21 protein-coding genes are annotated in these 19,473 nt (G+C 73.6%); 3 read left to right on the top strand and 18 right to left on the bottom strand.

The features are described 5' to 3' along the window. Positions 1–56: 56 nt before the first annotated feature. The 8 genes from lgt to hisI all read right to left on the bottom strand — a co-directional run bounded on the left by lgt (position 57) and on the right by hisI (position 6,760). Positions 57–956: a prolipoprotein diacylglyceryl transferase gene (gene lgt / locus Q6348_RS10265; RefSeq protein ID WP_304601196.1), complete on the bottom strand. Its 900-nt coding sequence runs from the start codon at positions 954–956 to the stop codon at positions 57–59. Between the two features lie 27 nt (positions 957–983). Further along, positions 984–1,799 (bottom strand): tryptophan synthase subunit alpha, encoded by an 816-nt coding sequence (gene trpA, locus Q6348_RS10260; RefSeq protein WP_304601195.1) that lies wholly within the window; start codon positions 1,797–1,799, stop codon positions 984–986. Further along, positions 1,796–2,998: a tryptophan synthase subunit beta gene (trpB, locus tag Q6348_RS10255; RefSeq protein ID WP_304601957.1), complete on the bottom strand. Its 1,203-nt coding sequence runs from the start codon at positions 2,996–2,998 to the stop codon at positions 1,796–1,798. Before trpB ends, trpA begins: the two co-directional genes overlap by 4 nt. Positions 2,999–3,093: 95 nt before the next feature. Further along, positions 3,094–3,906, bottom strand: coding sequence for an indole-3-glycerol phosphate synthase TrpC (gene trpC / locus Q6348_RS10250; protein ID WP_304601194.1), 813 nt, complete (start codon positions 3,904–3,906; stop codon positions 3,094–3,096). 84 nt (positions 3,907–3,990) lie between these two features. Further along, a complete protein-coding gene (locus Q6348_RS10245) occupies positions 3,991–4,257 on the bottom strand; it encodes an HGxxPAAW family protein (protein WP_304601193.1) in 267 nt (88 codons plus the stop codon). Positions 4,258–4,296: 39 nt separating this feature from the next. Beyond that, complete coding sequence (locus Q6348_RS10240) at positions 4,297–4,872, bottom strand: Trp biosynthesis-associated membrane protein (RefSeq protein ID WP_304601192.1); 576 nt, start codon at positions 4,870–4,872, stop codon at positions 4,297–4,299. After that, positions 4,869–6,410 (bottom strand): anthranilate synthase component I, encoded by a 1,542-nt coding sequence (locus Q6348_RS10235; protein WP_304601191.1) that lies wholly within the window; start codon positions 6,408–6,410, stop codon positions 4,869–4,871. The genes Q6348_RS10240 and Q6348_RS10235 overlap by 4 nt, the downstream gene beginning before the upstream one ends. Then, positions 6,407–6,760, bottom strand: coding sequence for a phosphoribosyl-AMP cyclohydrolase (gene hisI, locus Q6348_RS10230; RefSeq protein ID WP_304601190.1), 354 nt, complete (start codon positions 6,758–6,760; stop codon positions 6,407–6,409). The genes Q6348_RS10235 and hisI overlap by 4 nt, the downstream gene beginning before the upstream one ends. 79 nt (positions 6,761–6,839) lie before the next feature. Between hisI and Q6348_RS10225 the strand changes: the two genes are divergently transcribed. Both Q6348_RS10225 and Q6348_RS10220 read left to right on the top strand, forming a co-directional pair. Continuing rightward, a complete protein-coding gene (locus Q6348_RS10225) occupies positions 6,840–7,259 on the top strand; it encodes an ArsR/SmtB family transcription factor (RefSeq protein ID WP_304601189.1) in 420 nt (139 codons plus the stop codon). Continuing rightward, positions 7,256–7,714: an SRPBCC family protein gene (locus tag Q6348_RS10220; protein ID WP_304601188.1), complete on the top strand. Its 459-nt coding sequence runs from the start codon at positions 7,256–7,258 to the stop codon at positions 7,712–7,714. The genes Q6348_RS10225 and Q6348_RS10220 overlap by 4 nt, the downstream gene beginning before the upstream one ends. Positions 7,715–7,771: 57 nt before the next feature. Here the strand turns inward: Q6348_RS10220 and Q6348_RS10215 are convergent, their stop codons facing one another. After that, a complete protein-coding gene (locus Q6348_RS10215) occupies positions 7,772–9,550 on the bottom strand; it encodes an ABC transporter ATP-binding protein (protein WP_304601187.1) in 1,779 nt (592 codons plus the stop codon). Next, entirely contained in the window at positions 9,547–11,331 is a 1,785-nt protein-coding gene (locus Q6348_RS10210) for an ABC transporter ATP-binding protein (RefSeq protein WP_304601956.1), read from the bottom strand. Before Q6348_RS10210 ends, Q6348_RS10215 begins: the two co-directional genes overlap by 4 nt. 193 nt (positions 11,332–11,524) lie before the next feature. Here Q6348_RS10210 and Q6348_RS10205 point away from each other — a divergent pair, with 193 nt between their 5' ends. Beyond that, a complete protein-coding gene (locus tag Q6348_RS10205) occupies positions 11,525–12,178 on the top strand; it encodes a TIGR03085 family metal-binding protein (protein ID WP_304601186.1) in 654 nt (217 codons plus the stop codon). Positions 12,179–12,190: 12 nt separating this feature from the next. On the opposite strand, the gene hisF is transcribed toward Q6348_RS10205, so the two are convergent. The 8 genes from hisF to dop all read right to left on the bottom strand — a co-directional run bounded on the left by hisF (position 12,191) and on the right by dop (position 19,405). Beyond that, on the bottom strand, positions 12,191–12,961 hold the full coding sequence (hisF, locus tag Q6348_RS10200; protein WP_304601185.1) for an imidazole glycerol phosphate synthase subunit HisF: 771 nt from the start codon (positions 12,959–12,961) through the stop codon (positions 12,191–12,193). Further along, a complete protein-coding gene (locus Q6348_RS10195) occupies positions 12,958–13,842 on the bottom strand; it encodes an FKBP-type peptidyl-prolyl cis-trans isomerase (protein WP_304601184.1) in 885 nt (294 codons plus the stop codon). The genes hisF and Q6348_RS10195 overlap by 4 nt, the downstream gene beginning before the upstream one ends. A gap of 125 nt (positions 13,843–13,967) precedes the next feature. Next, complete coding sequence (gene pafA, locus Q6348_RS10190; protein WP_304601183.1) at positions 13,968–15,329, bottom strand: Pup--protein ligase; 1,362 nt, start codon at positions 15,327–15,329, stop codon at positions 13,968–13,970. Between the two features lie 2 nt (positions 15,330–15,331). Then, positions 15,332–16,030, bottom strand: a complete 699-nt coding sequence (gene prcA / locus Q6348_RS10185; RefSeq protein ID WP_304601182.1) for a proteasome subunit alpha — start codon at positions 16,028–16,030, stop codon at positions 15,332–15,334. Then, on the bottom strand, positions 16,027–16,842 hold the full coding sequence (prcB, locus tag Q6348_RS10180; protein ID WP_304601181.1) for a proteasome subunit beta: 816 nt from the start codon (positions 16,840–16,842) through the stop codon (positions 16,027–16,029). Before prcB ends, prcA begins: the two co-directional genes overlap by 4 nt. Beyond that, positions 16,843–17,031 (bottom strand): ubiquitin-like protein Pup, encoded by a 189-nt coding sequence (locus Q6348_RS10175; RefSeq protein WP_304601180.1) that lies wholly within the window; start codon positions 17,029–17,031, stop codon positions 16,843–16,845. 70 nt (positions 17,032–17,101) lie between these two features. Further along, positions 17,102–17,776, bottom strand: a complete 675-nt coding sequence (locus Q6348_RS10170) for a DUF6629 family protein (protein ID WP_304601179.1) — start codon at positions 17,774–17,776, stop codon at positions 17,102–17,104. Between the two features lie 45 nt (positions 17,777–17,821). Then, positions 17,822–19,405 carry a depupylase/deamidase Dop gene (gene dop / locus Q6348_RS10165; RefSeq protein WP_304601178.1) on the bottom strand — a complete coding sequence of 528 codons (1,584 nt, stop codon included), beginning with the start codon at positions 19,403–19,405 and terminating at the stop codon, positions 17,822–17,824. Positions 19,406–19,473: the final 68 nt, after the last annotated feature.

The following is a 19,473-nucleotide window of genomic DNA, read 5'->3' as shown; positions in this document are numbered from 1 at the left end:
CCGCTCACGCCGCACAGCCGTAGTCGGCACGCGCCCACCACGGCGCGAGCAACGCCTCAGGCTTCCGGGTCCGAGGCCTCGTGTGCCGTGTCCCCTGGTGCTTCGACCAGCACCGTGGTCTCACGCCCTGGGTGGCGACGCCCGACCACCAGGAAGGCTACCAGCGCGCCCAGGAACGCCACGATCGAGGTCCAGACGTTGAGGCGCAACCCGAAGAAGTGGTGCGCCGGGTCGATCCGGAGCATCTCGATCCACACCCGGCCGGCCGTGTAGGCCATCACGTAGCTCCAGAACACCCGGCCGTGGCCCAGGCGGAGCCGGCGCTCGAGCCAGATGATGAAGGCCGCCGCGGCCAGGTCCCACAGCAGCTCGTACAGGAACGTGGGGTGGAACAGCGTGCCGGGCGGGTAGCCGGGGGGGAACTCCGGAGCGGTCGGGCTGATCTCCAGGCCCCACGGCAGCGTCGTCGGGCCACCGAACAGCTCCTGGTTGAAGTAGTTGCCGATCCGGCCGATCGCCTGGGCGACCAGCAGCGCGGGCGCCACGACGTCGGCGAACACCGCGAAGCGGACGCCCTGCTTGCGCGCGCCGATCCACGCGCCGACGCCGCCGAGCGCGATCGCGCCCCAGATCCCCAGGCCGCCCTCCCAGATGTACAGCGCGCGTACCGGGTCGCCGTGCACCCCGAAGTAGGCGTCCGGCGAGCTGATCACGTGGTAGAGGCGGCCCCCGAGGATGCCGAAGGGCACGGCCCAGAACGCGATCTCCAGCACCGTGTCCGGATCCCCGCCCCGCTGGGCCCACCGACGGCGGGCGATGATGATCGCGATCACGATGCCCGTCATGATCGCCAGCGCATAGGCACGGATCGGGACCGGGCCCCAGTGCCAGACGTTCTGCGACGGGCTCGGGATGGCGAGGGGAAGCAGCGTGGACGCCGCGGCTGAGATGCTCATGTCGGGGTCATCGTTGCATGCGTGCCGCTATCCGCGCGCCGACCCCACACCGGCGGCCAGCTCGGCCGCCACCCGGGCCAGCTCGCGGCGGCCCGCCGCGGCATCCGTGGCGTCCAGCAGGGCACGCACCAGCGCGCTGCCGACGATCACCCCGTCGGCGAAGCCGGCGACCTGGGTGGCCTGGGCCGCGGTCGAGACGCCGAGCCCCACGCACACGAGGTCCGCCCCGGCGGCCCGGGTGTCGCGCACGAGTCGTTCGGCCTGGTCGCCCACCTGGGCGCGAGTTCCCGTGACGCCCATCGTGGAGGCCGCGTAGACGAAGCCACGGGCCGCCGCCGCCGTCATGGCCAGCCGTTCCGGTGTCGAGCTGGGCGCGACCAGGAACACGCGGTCCAGATGGTGCTCGTCCGAGGCGGCGACCCACTCGGTGGCCTCGTCGGGGATGAGGTCCGGGGTGATCAGGCCGGCGCCGCCCGCAGCGGCGAGGTCGCGGGCGAACGGGCCCACGCCGTACCGCAGCACCGGGTTCCAGTAGGTCATCACGAGCACCGGGGCCCCGGACGCCGCGATCCGCTCGACGGCCCCGAACACGTCCCTGACCCGCGTGCCGGCCGCCAGGGCGTGCTCGACCGCGTGCTGGATCGTGGGTCCGTCCATCACGGGGTCGGTGTACGGCACGCCCAGCTCGACCACGTCCACGCCTGCGTCGACCATCGCCAGCGCCGCGTCGACGGAGCCGTCCACGTCCGGGTAGCCCAGCGGGAGGTAGCCGATCAGGGCCGCGCGACCCTGGTCGCGCAACGCGTGCAGCCGCGCGGCCGAGCCGCGGCCGATGTCCGTCACACGTCCTCCTCGAGCAGCCCGAACCACTGCGCCGCCGTGGACACGTCCTTGTCGCCGCGGCCGGACAGGTTCACCAGGATGAGGGGGTCGTGGTCCAGGGCCCACGAGTCCAGCTCAGGACCCAGTGCCAGGACGCCGGCCAGCGCGTGCGCCGACTCGATGGCCGGGATGATGCCTTCGGTCCGGCACAGCAGGGCGAAGGCGTCCATCGCCTCGGTGTCCGTCACCGGGCGGTAGGTCGCCCGACCCAGCGAGTGCAGCCAGGCGTGCGCCGGGCCGACGCTCGGGTAGTCCAGGCCCGCGGAGACCGAGTGCGTCGGCAGCGTCTGGCCGTCGGAGTCCTGCAGCAGATAGGACCGTGCGCCGTGCAGCACACCGGGCGCTCCGCCGGAGAACCGGGACGCGTGCCGGCCGCTGTCGATGCCCTCCCCGCCTGCTTCGAACCCGAACAGCCGCACGTCCGGCTCGTCGACGAACGCGTTGAAGATGCCCATCGCGTTCGACCCGCCACCGACACACGCCGCCACGGCGTCCGGGAGCCTCCCGGTCTCCTCGGCGAGCTGGGCCCGCGCCTCCTCGCCGATCACTCGGTGGAAGTCGCGCACCATCTCCGGGAACGGGTGCGGGCCGGTGACGGTTCCGAGCAGGTAGTGCGTCGTCTCGACGTTGGCCACCCAGTCCCGCAGCGCCTCGTTGATGGCGTCCTTGAGAGTGCGCGAACCGATCCGCACCGGCACGACCTCGGCCCCGAGCAGCCGCATGCGCGCGACGTTGAGGGCCTGACGCCGGGTGTCCTCCTCGCCCATGTACACCGTGCAGTCCAGGTCGAGCAGGGCCGCGGCCGTCGCCGTGGCGACGCCGTGCTGTCCGGCACCGGTCTCCGCGATGACGCGCTTCTTGCCCATCCGCTTGACGAGCAGCGCCTGACCCAGCACGTTGTTGATCTTGTGGGACCCGGTGTGGTTGAGGTCCTCACGCTTGAGGAACACACGGGCCCGCCCGCCCACGTGCTCGGCGAAGCGCGGCACCTCCGTCAGCGGGCTCGGGCGCCCGGTGTAGGTGCGGTGCAAGCGCTCGAGCTCCGCACCGAAGGCCGGATCGGCCAACGCCTTGTGGTACGCCGTGTCCAGCTCGTCCAGCGCGGCGACGAGCGCCTCCGGCACGAACCGCCCGCCGAACTCGCCGAAGTAGGGCCCCATCTGCTCCGCGAGCGGGCCGCGCTCGCCCAGGGCGGCGACCGCCCGGTGCAGTCCCTGGGAGGCGGCGGAACCCCCGCGCGGCGGCACGTGCCCCGTCACTGGCGCACCGCACGGAGCGAAGGGTGCGCCCCGGCGGCCACCAGGTCCGCCACGGCGATGCGGGGGTCCTTGCCCGTCACCAACGACTCGCCGACCAGCACGGCATCGGCACCCGACCGCGCGTGGTCCATCACGTCGTGCGGACCCCGCACGCCGGACTCCGCCACGCGCACGATGCCGGGCGGGACGAGCGGGGCGAGCCGCGCGAACGTGGTCCGGTCCACCTCGAGCGTCTTGAGGTTGCGGGCGTTCACCCCGAGGCAACGAGCACCGGCGTCCACGGCGCGGGACAGCTCCTCGGCGTCGTGGACCTCGACCAGCGCCGTCATGCCGAGCGAGTGCACCCGCTCCACCAGCGACGTGAGCACGGTCTGCTCGAGCGCCGCCACGATCAGCAGGACGATGTCCGCGCCGTGGGCCCGGGACTCCCAGACCTGGTACGGCGTGACGACGAAGTCCTTGCGCAGCACGGGGACGTCCACCGCGGCGCGTACCGCGTCCAGGTCGTCCAGGGAGCCGCCGAACCGACGCCCCTCGGTCAGCACGGAGATGGCCGAGGCGCCGCCCGCGGCGTACTGCGCCGCGAGCGCCGCCGGGTCCAGGATGGGCGCGAGGGCCCCCTTGCTGGGGCTGGAGCGCTTGACCTCGGCGATCACCCCCACGGCAGCGTCGTCGTGCAGCCAGGACAGCGCATCCTTCGCCTCCGGTACGCGAGCCGCGCGCACCTTCAGCTCAGGCAGCGGCGTCGCCTCCTCGCGCCGGGCCAGGTCCGCGCGGACCCCGGCCACGATCTCGTCGAGCACCGTCATCCGGCTCACCTCCCTGCTCCAGCCGACCTGTGGACATCGTAGGCGGCCCGGCGTAGGACCCCGGACGTGCCCGATCGGCGAGACTCAGGCCCCCGGGCCGGCGCCGTCGACCGGGTTCGCAGGCTGCCCCAGACCGAGCATCCGCAGAATCCTGCCGACCACGACGCCGAGCACGATCACGCCCAGCCCGACCCAGAACAGCCACACGAGGGAGAACGCGACCGCGAGCGCCGCGACCAGCCCGCCCAGCATCACCACGGTCACGGTCACCCAGGCGGCCGGCGTGCTGCCGTGGTTCGCGTGCGGCGGCTTGGGCGGCAGGTGTGCGCGTTCGCCGCTGGTCTCGGTCATCGTTCCTCCGTTGCCTCGGGTGTGGCGAGGATAGCCGGTTCAGGTCGGGTCTTCTCCGCGGCTGAGGGCGTCCCAGGCCGAGCCCGGGTCGACGGTCCCGCCCGGCTCTGGGGGTGCGGCGACCGCGCTGCCCGCCACCGCACCGGAGTCGTGCCGCGCCGAAGGGCCGCGCCACCGTCGGGACACCACCACGACCACGACCGCGAGTGCGACACCGAGCGCGCCCAGCGCGGCGGCGACCCACGGCCAGGCGGTGACCACAACCCCGTCCACCCGACCGACCCCCACCTGGGCGCGTGCCGCGGAGGACAGCACGGTGTGCGCGCGAGCCGGAGCGGACACGGCCGAGACCACCACGAGCACCGATGCGAGCCCGGCGACCACCGCCGCGACCACGACACCGGCGCGTCGCGCGAGCGCCAGGGCGAGGGCGGCCGCCACCACCACGAGGCCCCCGGCCGCGACCCCGGGCGCCGCCTCCCCACCGGCCGCCACGACGGGGACCACGGCTTCGACGGCGCTGGAGGTCCGGCCTCGCATCCACGCCGGGGCCGTCGTGGCCAGGATCGCCACGGCGACTGCGAGCAGCGCCAGGACGCTGGTGCGGCGGCTCACGGGCTCAACCGCGCGGCGAGCTGCACGGCGCGGACCGCGGCCGCCGCCTTGTTGCGGGCCTCGGCCCACTCGGCGGCGGGCACGGAGTCCGCGACGATGCCCGCTCCGGCCTGCACGCTCGCTCGCCCGTCGCGGATCATCGCGGTGCGGATCGCGATGGCCATGTCCATGTCCCCGGCGAAGTCGAAGTACCCGACCGTCCCACCGTAGATCCCGCGGCGCGCAGGTTCGAGCTCGTCGATCAGCGCGATCGCGCGCGGTTTGGGCGCGCCGGAGAGCGTGCCGGCCGGGAAGGTCGCCTCGAGCGCGTCGAGCGCTGTCGCGTCTGGCCGTAGCCGGCCGACCACGGTCGAGCACAGGTGCATGATGTGGCTGAACCGCCGCACCGCCATGAACTCGACCACCTCCACGGACGTCGGCTCGCACACCTTGACCAGGTCGTTGCGCGACAGGTCGACGAGCATCACGTGCTCGGCGCGCTCCTTGGGGTCCGCGAGCAGCTCCTCCGCGAGCTCCGCGTCCTGCTCCGGTCCCGCGCCCCGGGGCCGCGACCCGGCAATCGGGTAGGTCAGCACCCGGCCGTCCTCGACACGGACCAGCGTCTCGGGGCTCGAGCCCACGACGGCGAGGTCCCGGCCGTCGGGGTCGGACAGGTGCAGGTAGTACATGTAGGGGCTGGGGTTGAGGGTGCGCAGCACGCGGTAGACGTCCAGGGGGTCGGCCGGGCAGTCCAGGTCCACACGCTGGGACAGCACGACCTGGAACACCTCGCCGTCGCGGATCGCCACCTTGCCCGCGCGGACCGACGCCTCGTACTCCTCGCGGGTCGACCGGAACTCCAGCTCGGGCTCGGGGACGTCGACGACCACGCCCGGGACGGCGGCCTCGTGCCGGGACAGGCCGTCCTGCATGGCGTCCAGCCGGCGGACGGCGTCGGCCCATGCCTGGTCGACACGCTCGTCGGTGGCGTCCGCGTTGATCGCGTTGGCGATCAGCCACACGGATCCGTCCACATGGTCCACGGCCGCGAGGTCGCCGGCCAGGCACAGCACCAGCTCGGGCACGCCGAGCTCGTCCGGTGCCGTGGCGGGCAGGGTGGGCTCCCAGTGCCGCACGATGTCCCAGCCGAGCGTGCCCACCAGGCCGCCGGTCAGCGGGGGCAGGCCGGCCAGGGCGGGCGTGCGCAGCGCCTCGAGCGTGCCGGCCAGGACGTCGAGCACGTCCCCGTCGCGTGGCACTCCCACCGGGACGTCGCCTGACCAGTGCGGGCGCCCGTCGGCGACCGAGAGCGTGGCGCGCGAGGCGACGCCGACGAACGACCACCGTGCCCACGTGCCGTCGACCTCGGCGGACTCGAGGATGAACGTGCCGGGCCGGCCCTGTGCGAGCGTGCGGTACAGCCCGACGGGCGTGACCTCGTCGGCCAGCAGCCGACGGACCACCGGGACGACGCGGCGGTCGGTGGCCAGCTCGCGGAACTCGGGCAGCGACGGCCAGGTCGCGCCCCAGGGAAGGGGCCGCGGGACCGCGGGCGTCATGGTCCGACCACCGCGCCGAGGTCACCACCGGCGTCGAAGCAGGTCCGGGCGCCCGTGTGGCACGCGGCGCCCACCTGGTCCACCTCGACGAGCACGGCGTCGCCGTCGCAGTCCAGCTGGACCGACTTCACGTGCTGGACGTGCCCAGAGGTGTCGCCCTTGCGCCAGTACTCCTGCCGCGACCGGCTCCAGAAGGTCACGCGGCCGGTCGTCAGGGTGCGGTGCAGCGCCTCGTCGTCCATCCAGCCGACCATGAGGACCTCGCCGGAGTCGTGCTGCTGCACCACGGCGCAGACCAAGCCGGCGTCGTCGCGCTTGAGGCGGGTGGCCACGGAGGGGTCGAGAGTCACCGGACGATCCTGCCACGCAGGGCGCCGCCACGAGGTCGCTGGGGTTGACACGGGACGGAACGAGTCAATATTTAGGCATGTGCCTAAGCATTCGAGCCCCCTGGACCTGGCCTTCCACGCGCTGGCCGACCCGTCGCGCCGCGCGATAGTCGACCAGTTGACCCGTGGGCCCGCCTCGGTCAGCGAGCTCGCGGCACCGCTGGGCATGGCGCTTCCTACCGTGACCCAGCACCTTGCCGTCCTGGAGCGCAGTGGGATGGTCCGCTCCCGCAAGCGCGGGCGTACCCGGGTGTGCCGACTCGGCGGTGGCGGCATGGACCTGGCCGAGCGCTGGATCACGGACCGACGACTGGAAGCCGAACGCCGCCTCGACCGCCTGGGCGACTGGCTCGCCGCCACCGATCCCGGACCCACCGCACCTGAACCCGCCCGACCCGAACCCACCCCACCCGAACCCGCCGCGCCTCCGCGCCGGACCGACGAGAGGACCCAGCCATGACCGCACCCACCCACTCCGTCCGTCACGACACCTTCGTCCTCGAGCGGAGCTACCCGGCAGCCGTCGCCCGGGTCTGGGCAGCGTTCGCGGACCCCGAGGCCAAGGCCGCCTGGTTCGGTGCACCCGACGCGGCGACCACCGAGCGCACCGTGGACTTCCGGGTCGGCGGGCGCGAAGTGAGCGAGGCCGTGCTCGACGGGACGAGCCACCGCTTCGAGTCCCGCTACTTCGAGATCGTCGAGCGCTCGCGGATCGTCTACGCGTACGACCTGTACGTGGCCGGCGTGAAGCTCTCCACGTCGCTGACCACGATCGAGCTGCACGACGAGGGCTCCGGCACCCGCCTGGTCTTCACCGAGCACGGCGCCTTCTACGACGGCCACGAGGAACCGGGCCTGCGCCGCGAGGGAACCGAGCAGCTGCTCGGGACGCTCGGCGCCGCCCTGGCCGCCTGACGCGGCTACGACGCCGGACGAGGCTCAGGTCGTGTTCGGGTCGCGGGGGGCACCGGCTCAGCGGGTCTGGGCGAGCCAGGCGTCGTGCATCGCGGCGTAGGGGCCGTCCTGGGCGAGCAGCTCGTGGTGCGGACCCACCTGCACGACGCGGCCGTCGGCGACCACGACGACGAGGTCGGCGGCCTCAGCGGTGGAGAGGCGGTGGGCGATGGTCAGGGTGGTCCGTCCGGCGGTGAGCTCCTCGAGGGCGACGGCGATCCGGACCTCGGTGGCCGGGTCCACGGCGCTGGTCGCCTCGTCGAGGACGAGCAGGTCCGCGCCGGCCAGGTGGGCGCGCGCGAGCGAGACGAGCTGGCGCTCCCCCGCCGAGAGCCGCTCTCCTCGCTGACCGACCTGGGTCTGAAGCCCGTCAGGCATCGATGCGAGCCAGTCGGCCAGGCCGAGCTCGGCGAAGACCGCGGCGACGTCGGCCACCGCACCGCCCCGCGCGCCGTAGAGCACGTTCTCTGCCACCGTCCCGTCGAACAGGAACCCCTCCTGCGGCACGAGGACCACGCGCTCGCGGAGCGTGGCAAGGCTGAGGTCACGCAGATCCACGCCGTCCAGCAGCACCCGGCCGCGCGCGGGATCCACCAGGCGAGCGACGAGCTTGGCCATCGTGGTCTTGCCCGAGCCGGTGGCCCCCACCACGGCGACCCGCGACGTCGCGGGCACGTGCAGCGACACGTCGTGCAGCACGGTCGGCCCGTCCGGGTACGCGAACTCCACACCCTCGAGGTCGACTCGGGCCGCGCCCCGCACGCTGGCGCGCCCGCCGTGCTCCGGGTCGGCCACGTCCACCTCGGTGTCGATGACCCCGAGCACGCGGCGCCAACCCGCGAGGGCGTTCTGCAGCTCGTTGAGGATCTCGGTCGCCATCTGCACGGGTCCGGTGAACAGCTGGACCAGGAACAGGAAGCCCAGCAGCCGGCCCGCCGTGAGCGAGCCGGCCACGCCCAGCAGCGTCCCCGCCACCACGACCACTGCCAGCACCGCGTTGGCCACCAGGACCCCGGCCGAGAACACCGTGGCCACCCGCGTCTGCGCGCCGACCTGCGCGTCGCGTGTGTGCCGGATCGAGGCGTCGATGCGCCGCTGCGTACGTCCCGCCACGCCGTAGGCCCGCACCGTCTCCGCCCCGACGACGGCCTCGGAGATCGCCCCGAGCATCGCACCCATCGCCAGCCGCACCCGGGCGTAGGCGGCCGAGACCCGCCGCTGCGCGGGACGCACCACGAGCAGGAGCGGCAGGAACGCCACCCAGACCAGCACCGTCAGCTGCCACGACCAGACGGCCATCAGCACGGTCGCAGCGAGCAGCTGGAGCACCGACACGAGCAGCTGGATCCCACCCCACTGCACGAACTGGGAGATGGTGTCGACGTCCGTGGTCACCCGGGACACGAGGCTGCCTCGCCGTTCGGTGCCCTGGGTGAGCGCGGACAGGTCGTGCACGCGCCGGAAGGCGGTCACCCGGAGCCGTGCCAGGCCCGCCTCGCTGGACCGGAACAGCCGCACGTTGACCAGGGCCGTGCAGACCCCGGTGACGACCAGGCCGACCGCTGCTGCACCTACCAGCAGGCCCAGCCGGTCCCCCGGGACCGCCCCCGTGGCCAGGATCACGGTGTCCACCGTCTGCTGGACCGCGAGCGGCACCACGACCCGCCCGGCCGCGGCCGCCACGGCCAGCAGCAGCGTGACCACTCCGCCCTGCACGAGCTCCGGCGAGACCTGGAGACCGCGCCGCAGGACGAGCAGCGCGCCGCGCCTGTCCTGCGCGTCCAGCCGCACGCTCATCGGCCGGCCCTCCTGGCGCTGTCGGCCTCGTAGGCGGTGGCCAGCTCGCGGTACCCGGGATCGCGGGCCAGCAGCTCGGCGTGCGTCCCGCGGTCCACCACCCGGCCGCCGTCCAGGTGCACCACCTGGTCCGCGAGCACCACCGAGGACATCCGGTAGGCGACCATGAGCACCGTGGGCCCGTCCTGGTCGCGTTGCCGCAACCCGGCGAGGATGCGGCGCTCGACCTGCGGGTCGACGGCGGACGTGGCGTCGTCCAGGATCAGGAGCCGGGGTCGTCGCACCACGGCCCGGGCGATGGCCAGCCGCTGCCGCTGACCACCGGACAGGTTGGCGCCGCGCTCACCGAGCATGGCCTCCAGGCCGCCCGGCAGGGCGCGGACCACCTCGTCGACCTGCGCGAGCCTGAGCGCCTCCCACACGGCCTCGTCATCCGGGGCTCCGGGCTCGCCGTCGTCCGCGAGCGTGACGTTGGCGCGCACGGTGTCCTCGAACACGAACGTGGACTGCGACACGAGAGCGACCTGGCCCGTCAGGTCCGTGGGGCGGACGTGCACGAGGTCCGTCCCGTCCAGCTCCACGCGACCCGCACTCGGGTCCTGCAACCGGCACAGCAGGCCCGCCAGCGTGGTCTTGCCCGAGCCGGTCGGCCCCACCAGCGCGACCACGCGCCCGGCCGGGAGGTCGAGGTCGACGCCGCGCAGCAGCCGGTGCGGACCGGACGCGTCGTGCACGACCACGTCGACGCCGCGCACCTGCACCCGCAGGCCTCGGGACCGCCGTGGCAGCTCCACGGTGCCGGGCACCTGCTCGGCGCGGGCGTCCAGGACCCGGGCGATCCGGTCATGCCCCACGAGCGCGCGGGGCAGCTCCCCCAGGACCCACCCGAAGGCGCGCACCGGGACCGCCATCAACGTGAGCAGGTACGCGGCAGCGACCACGTCACCCGTCTGCACAGCACCGGTGCTCAGCCGCGCCGCCCCGACCAGGAGCACCGCCAGCGTTCCCGCGCTGGGGAGCAGCTCGATCACCGGGTCGAAGACCGCGCGCACCTGGCCGACCCGGACGTTGGCGTCCCGCAGGTCGGTCGCGACGGAGGCGAACCGCGCCTCCTCGGCGTCCGCGGTGCCCAGGGACTTCACCAGGAGCGCCGCGTCGAAGCTCTCGTGCGCGACGTCGGCGACCTCCGCGCGCAGCTGCTGGGCCCGGGTCGCCACAGGCGACATGCGCCGCTGGTAGACGAGGTTCGCCAGCACGGCCAGCGGAAGCACCGCCAGGGCAGTCAGCGCGAGCCAGACGTCGGTGCGCAGCAGCGCCACCGTCGCGACGAGGATCATCACGACGACGCCGAGCGCGAACGGGAGGGGGTTGAACACACCCGTGGCGGCCTCGACGTCGCTGCTCGCGTTCGCGAGGAGCTGCCCTGTCGGGTGCCGGCGGTGCCAGGACATCGGCAGTCTGAGGTACTGCCGGGTGACCCCGTGCCGGTGGTCCGCACCGATGTCCGCGTAGCCGATCCCGGCGAAGATCCGCCGTCCCGCGACCCCGAGGGCCAGGGCGACGGCGACGGCGAGCACGACCAGCCCGGCGAGCCACAGCGAGGCCCCCGCCTCGATGTCGCCCGAGATCGCCGGTACGACCACGCGGTCGGTCACCGCTCCGAGCACCTGGCTGACCGCCACGGTCATGCCACCGAACAGCGCCGAGGTCAGCACGGCCAGCACGTACGTGCGGGGGTGCGCGGCGGCCCCGCGCCACAGCAGCAGGGCGCCGCGCCGCATCCGCCCACCCGGCAGGGTGTGGGTGCGTTCCTGGGTCACGGGCTCTCCCGTCGCGGTCGTTGGGGCGACGCATCCCCGGGCCGGGCCGCACGTCGCCCGGACATCGTAGGCGCCAGGGCAGAGCCGGGATGGATCGATTCGACAGGACGGGCCTGCACGGGCCGCGGCGCCACGGGCGTGCCAGCATGGGCCCATGAGCTGGCACCGCTCCGAGCGAGCCGTCCTCGCCGACGCCTTGGCCGCTGCCGGTCCCGGGACGCCCACCCTGTGCGAGGGCTGGCGAGCCGAGCACCTGGCCGCGCACGTCGTGCTGCGCGAGCGTTCGCCGCTGGCAGCCGCGGGGATCGCCCTACCCCCACTCACGGCTCGCACGTCACGACTCACCCTCAAGACCGGGGACGCAGCCACCGACCCCGCCGGCTTCGCAGCGCTCGTGACCCAGGTGCGCCAGGGTCCGCCCGCGTGGTCACCGCTGCGCTGGGCCGGGGACCTGGTCCAGCACGTCGAGCTCTTCGTACATGCCGAAGACGTCCGGCGCGGGGCCGGCCCGGTCCCGGCCAGGACGCTCCCGGCGGCGCAGGAGGACGCGCTGTGGCGCGCCCTGACGCGGTCGGCACGGCTGCTGTACCGCGACTGGCTGCGCACGCACGGCCTCGTGCTGGCTGCGCCGGGGCGCACCGCCCGGGTCGGCCGTCGGCCCGTCGACCCGGACGCCGACCTGGTCCTGCGCGGCTCCGTCGGCGAGCTCGTGCTGCACGCCTACGGGCGAACGTCGGCGGCGGACGTCACGCTCGAGGGCGCCCCGCCGGCCGTGGCGCAGATGCAGGCTGACGTGCGCCGCGTGTGAGGGTCGCCGGCCTCAGCGCACCACGACGCCCGCAGCCCGCAGCGCGGCCTTGACCTGGCCCACGGTCAGCACCCCGAAATGGAACACGCTCGCCGCGAGCAGCGCGTCCGCACCGGCCTGAGCCGCTGCCACGAAGTGCTCCGGCGTCCCGGCACCACCGCTCGCGATGAGCGGGACCGCGATCTCGCGCCGCACGTCGGCGAGCATCTCGAGGTCGAACCCGGCGGTCGTGCCGTCGGCGTCCATCGAGTTCAGCAGCACCTCGCCCGCGCCCAGCTCGACGGCCCGCTTCGCCCACGCCACGGCGTCGATGCCGGTCCCCTGCCGACCTCCGTGCGTGGTCACCTCGTAGCCCGACGGGGTGGGCGGTCCGTCCACGACCCGCCGGGCGTCGACCGACAGGACCAGCACCTGGCTGCCGAACCGTTCGGCGATCTCGGCCACCAGCTCGGGCCGGGCGATCGCGGCGGTGTTCACGCCCACCTTGTCCGCGCCGGCCCGCAGCAGCCGGTCGACGTCCTCGGCCGAACGCACGCCACCGCCCACCGTCAGCGGGACGAAGACCTCCTCCGCGGTGCGGCGCACGACGTCGTACGTGGTCTCACGGTTGCCCGACGAGGCCGACACGTCCAGGAAGGTCACCTCGTCCGCGCCCTCGGCGTCGTAGCGCCGTGCGAGCTCGACGGGGTCGCCGGCATCGCGCAGGTCGGCGAACTTCACGCCCTTGACGACCCTGCCGGCGTCCACGTCCAGGCACGGGATGACGCGTACGGCCACGGTCACGACGTACCTCCCTCGATCCCGCCGCGCGCGGCGAGGATGTCGACCACGAAGACGACGGTCTGGTCGGACAGGTCCTTCTCGGTCCCGGCGAAACCGGCACCGGGCGGCAGGACGAGGAGGACCTGGGAGCCCACGGTCTGCTCGAGGAGACCCTCGTCCCAGCCCTTGGGCAGCGAGCCAACCCCGATCGGGAAGTCGGCCGGCAGCTTCCCGTCGGCCCACGTCGAGTCGAACACCTTGCCGTCCGACCAGGTCACCCCGACGTACTGCACGGTGATGACCTGACCCGGTTCGACCTGCGGGCCGTCACCCCTGATCAGGGGCTGGGCGACCACGTCGGTCGGTGGGTCGGCGTCAGGTACCGACACGGTGGGCTTGCCGTTCGGGCCACGCGTCACCGTGGGCAGGCCCCGCCGAGGCGACACCGTCTCGCCGCTGGCCCGGGTCGGCAGGATGTCGTAGACCGCCACGGTCGCGGGATACCCCTCGCGGCCCGGGGCCTCCTGGAGGATCCGCGCACCCACGTGCCGACCGTGCAGGGCGTTGTACAGGTCGGGACCCAGGGAGTCCGGCGACATGGTGTAGGCACGGGGCTCGCCGGAGTACGTCTCAGCGATCACGGAGCCGTCCTGTGCGGACTCCGCGTAGAAGTCCAGCAGCACGGGGTGGCCGTCGGCGAGCTCCGGCCCGTCCCCGGGCGCCAGCACCCGGACCCGCTGACGGGGCACGTCGAGCGGCGTCGTGAAGTGCAGCTCCGGCGCCTTCCCCGGCTCGCCCGCCACCTCCACGCTGGGGGTCGGGTTGCCAGGCGCGCTGCATCCGCTCGCCAGGCCGCCGACGATCACCACGGCGGCCAGCGCGGCCGTCAGCCGTCGCCGCACCTGTCGCCTCCCCGGGTGGTCCCTCCGGCCGTGCCCGCGTACGGGGCCGGCCGAGTCACTGTAGTGCGTGATCGCCGACCCCCGGCCACCGGGCAGGGACGGCGCACGGGGTCCTCACGGAGTCCTCACATCGACTCGAGCAGGCGGTCCACCCGCTCGTCGACGTTCGCGAACGGGTCCTTGCACAGCACGGTGCGCTGGGCCTGGTCGTTGAGCTTGAGGTGCACCCAGTCGACCGTGTAGTCCCGTCGCGCCTCCTGCGCACGGCGCACGAAGTCCCCGCGCAGCTTCGCCCGCGTGGTCTGCGGAGGGGTGGCGGTCGCCTCGAAGGCCTCCACATCGCTGATCACGCGGTCCACCAGGCCGCGCTGGGCGAGCAGGTGGTACAGGCCCTCGGTGCGCGAGATGTCGTGGTAGGCGAGGTCGAGCCGGGCGATCCGCGGGTCGTCCAGGGAGATCTGGTGCTTGGCCTGGTACCGCTGCACGAGCCGCAGCTTGATCACCCAGTCGAGCTCGCGCTCCACGGCGGTCAGGTCGCCCGAGCGCACCGCCGCGAGGCCTCGCTCCCACAGCTCCAGCACGCGCCCGACCTCCCCGGTGGTGTCCAGCTCGGCGTCCGCGAAGTCCTTCGCACGCCGGTACAGCTCGTCCTGGATGTCCAGGGCCGAGGCCGTCCTCCCGGTCGCGAGCCCCACCGGGACCGTCCCGGTCAGGTCGTGGCTGATCTCGCGGATCGCCCGCATCGGGTTCTCCAGCGCGAGGTCCCGCATGGGCAGGCCCGCCTCGACCATCCGGAGCATGAGGTCGGTCGCGCCGACCTTGAGCATCGTGGTGGGCTCCGCCATCGAGGAGTCGCCGACGATGACGTGCAGGCGGCGGTACTGCTCCGCGTCGGCGTGCGGCTCGTCGCGCGTGTTGATGATCGGCCGGGAGCGGGTGGTCGCGCTGGAGACCGACTCCCAGATGTGGTCGGCCCGTTGGGACAACGTGTAGACCGCGCCCCGCGGGGTCGGCAGCACCTTGCCCGCGCCGGTCAGCACCTGCCGGGTGATGAGGAACGGCACGAGCACGTCTGCGATCCGGCTGAAGTCGCCCTTGCGTCGCACCAGGTAGTTCTCGTGGCAGCCGTAGGAGTTGCCCGCCGAGTCGGTGTTGTTCTTGAACAGGTGGATCGTGCCGGGGACGCCCTCGTTGGCCAGACGCTGCTGCGCATCCGCGACCAGACCTTCCAGGACCAGCTCGCCGCCCCGGTCGTGCGCTATCAGCTGCCGGATCGAGTCGCACTCCGCGGTGGCGTACTCCGGGTGCGAACCGACGTCCAGGTACAGCCGGGAGCCGTTGCGCAGGAACACGTTGGACGACCGTCCCCATGCGACGACCTTGCGGAACAGGTACCGGGCGACCTCGTCGGCGGAGAGCCCCCGACCGGTCGGTACGGCACAGGTGACGCCGTACTCGGTCTCCAGCCCGAAGATCCGGCGGTCCACCCTCAGGCCCCTGCGGCGAGGAGATCGGCGACCGCGTCGGTGCGCAGCCGGCGGAAGGCCCGGCGGGGTCGCGTCCGGTCCAGCACGGCGACCTCGAGCTGGCCCGGCTCGATCCGCCGGGGCTCGTCCTCACCGTGGCTGCCCAGGGCGGCCACCGCGAGGCTCACCGCACCGCCCAGGTCCATGCCCGCGCGCCAGCCGTCCTCCATCCGCGCGGTGAGCTGGTCGGCCTGGCCCCCCATGACCACGAAGCGGCGCTCGTCGCTCACCGATCCGTCGTAGGACAGGCGGTAGATCTGGTCCGCGTCCGGCGTCGCGCCGACCTCGGCCACGGCAAGCTCGACCTCCAGCGGCTTGGACTCGGTGGTGAACACCGTGCCCAGTGTCTGGGCGTAGGCGTTGGCGAGGGCCCGCGCGCTGACGTCGGACCGGTCGTAGGAGTAGCCGCGCAGGTCCGCGTAGCGGATACCGGCGACCCTGAGGTTCTCGAACTCGTTGTACTTGCCCACCGCGGCGAACGCGATCCGGTCGTAGATCTCGGAGATCTTGTGCAGCGCGGCCGACGGGTTCTCGGTGGCGAACGCGATCCCCTCGTCGTAGCCGACCACCACGACCGACCGGCCCCGGGCGATGCCCTTGCGCGCGTAGTCCGCCCGGTCCTTCATCAGCTGCTCGGGCGAGACGTAGAACGGCATGCTCATCGCTGCTCATCCTCCCGCCTGGCCGCGTCCACCCGCGCGACGACGTCGGCCAGCTCGTCGGGACCCACGGCCCGGTAGCCGTCCATGTCCACCACGGCGACCGTCGGCCAGATCCGCCGCACGAGATCCGGCCCTCCCGTCGCCGAGTCGTCGTCGGCGGCGTCGACCAGGGCGTGCACCGCGACCTCGATCGCGTCGCCCTCCGGCAGCCGGGGCCGCCACAGCTTCTTGAGCGAACCTCGCGCGAACACCGAGCCCGAGCCGACCGCGTGGTGGTCGGACTCCTCGTAGCGGCCGCCGGTCACGTCGTAGGAGAAGATCCGCCCCGCGCCCCGGTCGGCGTCGTACCCCCCGAAGAGGGGCAGCACGGCCAGCCCCTGCATCGCCAGGCCGAGACCGCCGCGCACCATCGTGGCCAGCCGGTTGGCCTTGCCGTCGAGCGACAGCACGGCGCCCTCGATCTTCTCGTAGTGCTCGAGCTCGAGCTGGAAGAGCCGGACCAGCTCCAGCGCGAGTCCGGCGGTCCCCGCGATGCCGATGGCCGAGTAGTGGTCGGCCGGGTGAACCTTCTCGATCTGGCGGGAGGCGATCATCGATCCGGCCGTCGCCCGGCGGTCACCGGCCATCACCACACCGCCGGCGTGCCGCAGCGCCACGATCGTGGTGCCGTGCGGGCTCGCCGGCAGCTCGCCGGGGGGCAGACCGCGACCCGCGGGCAGCAGCGACGGGTCGTGGCTCGCCAGGAAGTCGACGAACGAGGCGTTCCCGGGCGTGGTGAAGGACGCCGGCAGCCGGCCGGGGAGATCAGGCACTCACTCGCCGCCCTTCTGGACGAACCCGCGCACGAACGACTCGGCGTTGGACTCCAGGACGTCGTCGATCTCGTCGAGCAGGTCGTCCACCTCGGAGTCCTGCTGCTGCGCCTGCGGTGCCGGCGGTGGGGTGGCGGCGTCGTCGGGCTCGTGGTCGTCGCGCCGTGGGCGCTGCTGCTCGGTCGCCATGGTGGCCTCCTCTCGAGGGTGGACCGGGGGCACCGGCGCACCGGGCCGGTCGCCCGTCCCTGTCCCGATCCTAGGCGTGCGGTGTCCCCGTGCGCGTCGCGGGCCGCCCGCCGGCGTGGGCCCGGTGCAGGCGCCGCAGGTGGACCGCGATCGCGATGCTCGTCACCGCCGCCCACACGCACCACAGCGACACCACGCCCGACGTCAGCAGCACGGCGAGAGCCACCACGGCCACCAGGTTGGCCACTCCGTACCAGACCACCACCCGGTCGGAGGACGCCAGCAACGCTCCGCACGTCGCCACGACGTACGCGACCGTCAGCGGCCCCGCGAGCACGAGGTGGGTGCGGTAGTCCACGAAGGCGCCGCCGTCCGCCGTGGACACACCCCGCGTGAGCGTCGGCACCAGCAGAGCCACCGCCACGGCCGCACCCAGCACGACCGTCGCGGCCATGAACCGCGCCCGACCGGGCTCCGGCTCCAGCCGTGCGATGGCCAGCGGCACCACCCACGGAACCACCCCGAACGCGACCAGCAGGTACGCGACGGCGAACCCGTGCGCGACACCCGCGTAACCGTCCAGGCCCAGCCACACCGGCACCTCCATGAGCTGATGCACCCCGAACAGCACGGGCAGACCGGCGAGGGCGGCCTCGCGGTGGTGCCGCACGTGCCGCAGGGTGTCGACGCCGACACCGGCGATCACGATGCCGGCGACGAGGTCGGCGGGCGCTGAGAAGCACATGCCCGCGACGCTAGGGGTGTCGGCGAGGGGGCCGCATCCGCACGGTCAGCGCGGCACCAGCCGGGCGACCAGGGCCTCGGCGTCGGGGCAGGACCGCAGCAGCTCTCCCACGTGCGCCTGCGTACCGCGCCACGGGTCGCGCAGCGGGATCCGCTGCAACGTGGGCGAGCTCGGCACGTCGAGCACGACCGAGTCCCAGCTCGCGGCCCGGACCGCATCGGCGAACCGTCGCACGACGGTGCCGCGGAAGTAGGCGCGGGTGTCCGCCGGGGGCTCGTGCACGGCCCGCTCGACCTGCGCATCGGTCGTGAGCCGCTCGACGGCACCGGCCGCGACGAGGCGGTGGTACAGGCCCCGTTCCGGACGCACGTCGGACCACTGGAAGTCCATCGCGGCGAGCCGCGGGTTGTCCCAGGCCAGGTGATCGCGGCGCGCCATGCCCTCGAGGAGCCGCAGCTTGGCCACCCACTCGACCTCTCGGGCACAGAGCCCCGGATCGCGACCGAGCCGGTCCAGCACCGAGGCCCACCTGTCCAGGACCTCGTCGGCCTCGGGGTCGGACAGGCGGCCCCGCACGACGGCGAGGACCTCCTGCTGGATCTCCAGCGCGGTCAGCCGGCGCCCGTCCACCAGCTCCACGCGCGCGGTCAGCCCAGGGTCGTGGCTGATCCGGTGCACCGCGTCGACCGGGTCCTCCAGGGCGAGCGCCGCGAGCTCGGGGACGCCCTCCGGACCCGCCTGCTCCAGCACGGACAGCACCAGGGAGGTGGTCCCGACCCGCAGCCAGGTGGCCACCTCGAGCATCGTGGCGTCACCCAGGATCAGGTGCAGGCGACGCCACCTGGCGCGGTCGGCGTGCGGCTCGTCCCGCGTGTTGACGATCGGGCGGCGCAACGTGGTCTCCAGGCCGACCTCCGCCTCGATGTAGTCCGCGCGCTGGGAGATCTGGAAGCCGGGACGCTGGCCGTTGGGGCCCAGCCCGACCCGTCCGGCGCCGGCGAACACCTGACGCGTGGCCAGGAAGGGCATCAGCTGGGCCGCGAGCACCGGGAACGGCAGAGCGCGGTCGACCAGGTAGTTCTCGTGGGTGCCGTAGGACGCGCCCTTGCCGTCGACGTTGTTCTTGTACAGCACGACGTCCGGCAGCGCGGGGCTGTCGGCGCACGCGCGCGCTGCGGCCAGCATCACCCGCTCGCCGGCCTTGTCCCACACCACGGCGTCCAGGGGCGTGGTCACCTCCGGCGAGGAGTACTCGGGGTGCGCGTGGTCGACGTACAGCCGCGCGCCGTTGGACAGGATCGACGTGGCGGCGCCCGGGTCGTCGTACTCCTCGACCGTGGGCCGCTCCATGGCCGACGCGCCCAAGGTCTCCTCGTCCCCGGACGGCGCGGGCCGCTCCGGGTCGTCGGTGACCATCGACGGATGCGCAGCGGCGCGCGCGAGCCGGAAGCCGCGTGCGTCGGCCAGCGGGTCCTCGTCCGCATAGTCCCAACGCGCGCGGGACCGCGCGTGCACCGCGGCATACACGCTGACGACGTGGCTGGACAGCACCATCGGGTTCGCCTGCGGCCGTCCGGGCTGCAGGACGCCGTACTCGGTCTCGATGCCCATCACCCGACGCACACTCACCACGTCAGGCTAGTCATCCCCGGGCCGCAGGACCGCCGCACGGTCCCGGCCGGGCACGACGCGGCCGG

This window comes from Actinotalea lenta (genome assembly GCF_030586465.1).
In the GTDB taxonomy this organism is placed as follows: domain Bacteria; phylum Actinomycetota; class Actinomycetes; order Actinomycetales; family Cellulomonadaceae; genus Actinotalea; species Actinotalea lenta.
This window is presented reverse-complemented; position numbering and strand designations above follow the sequence as displayed.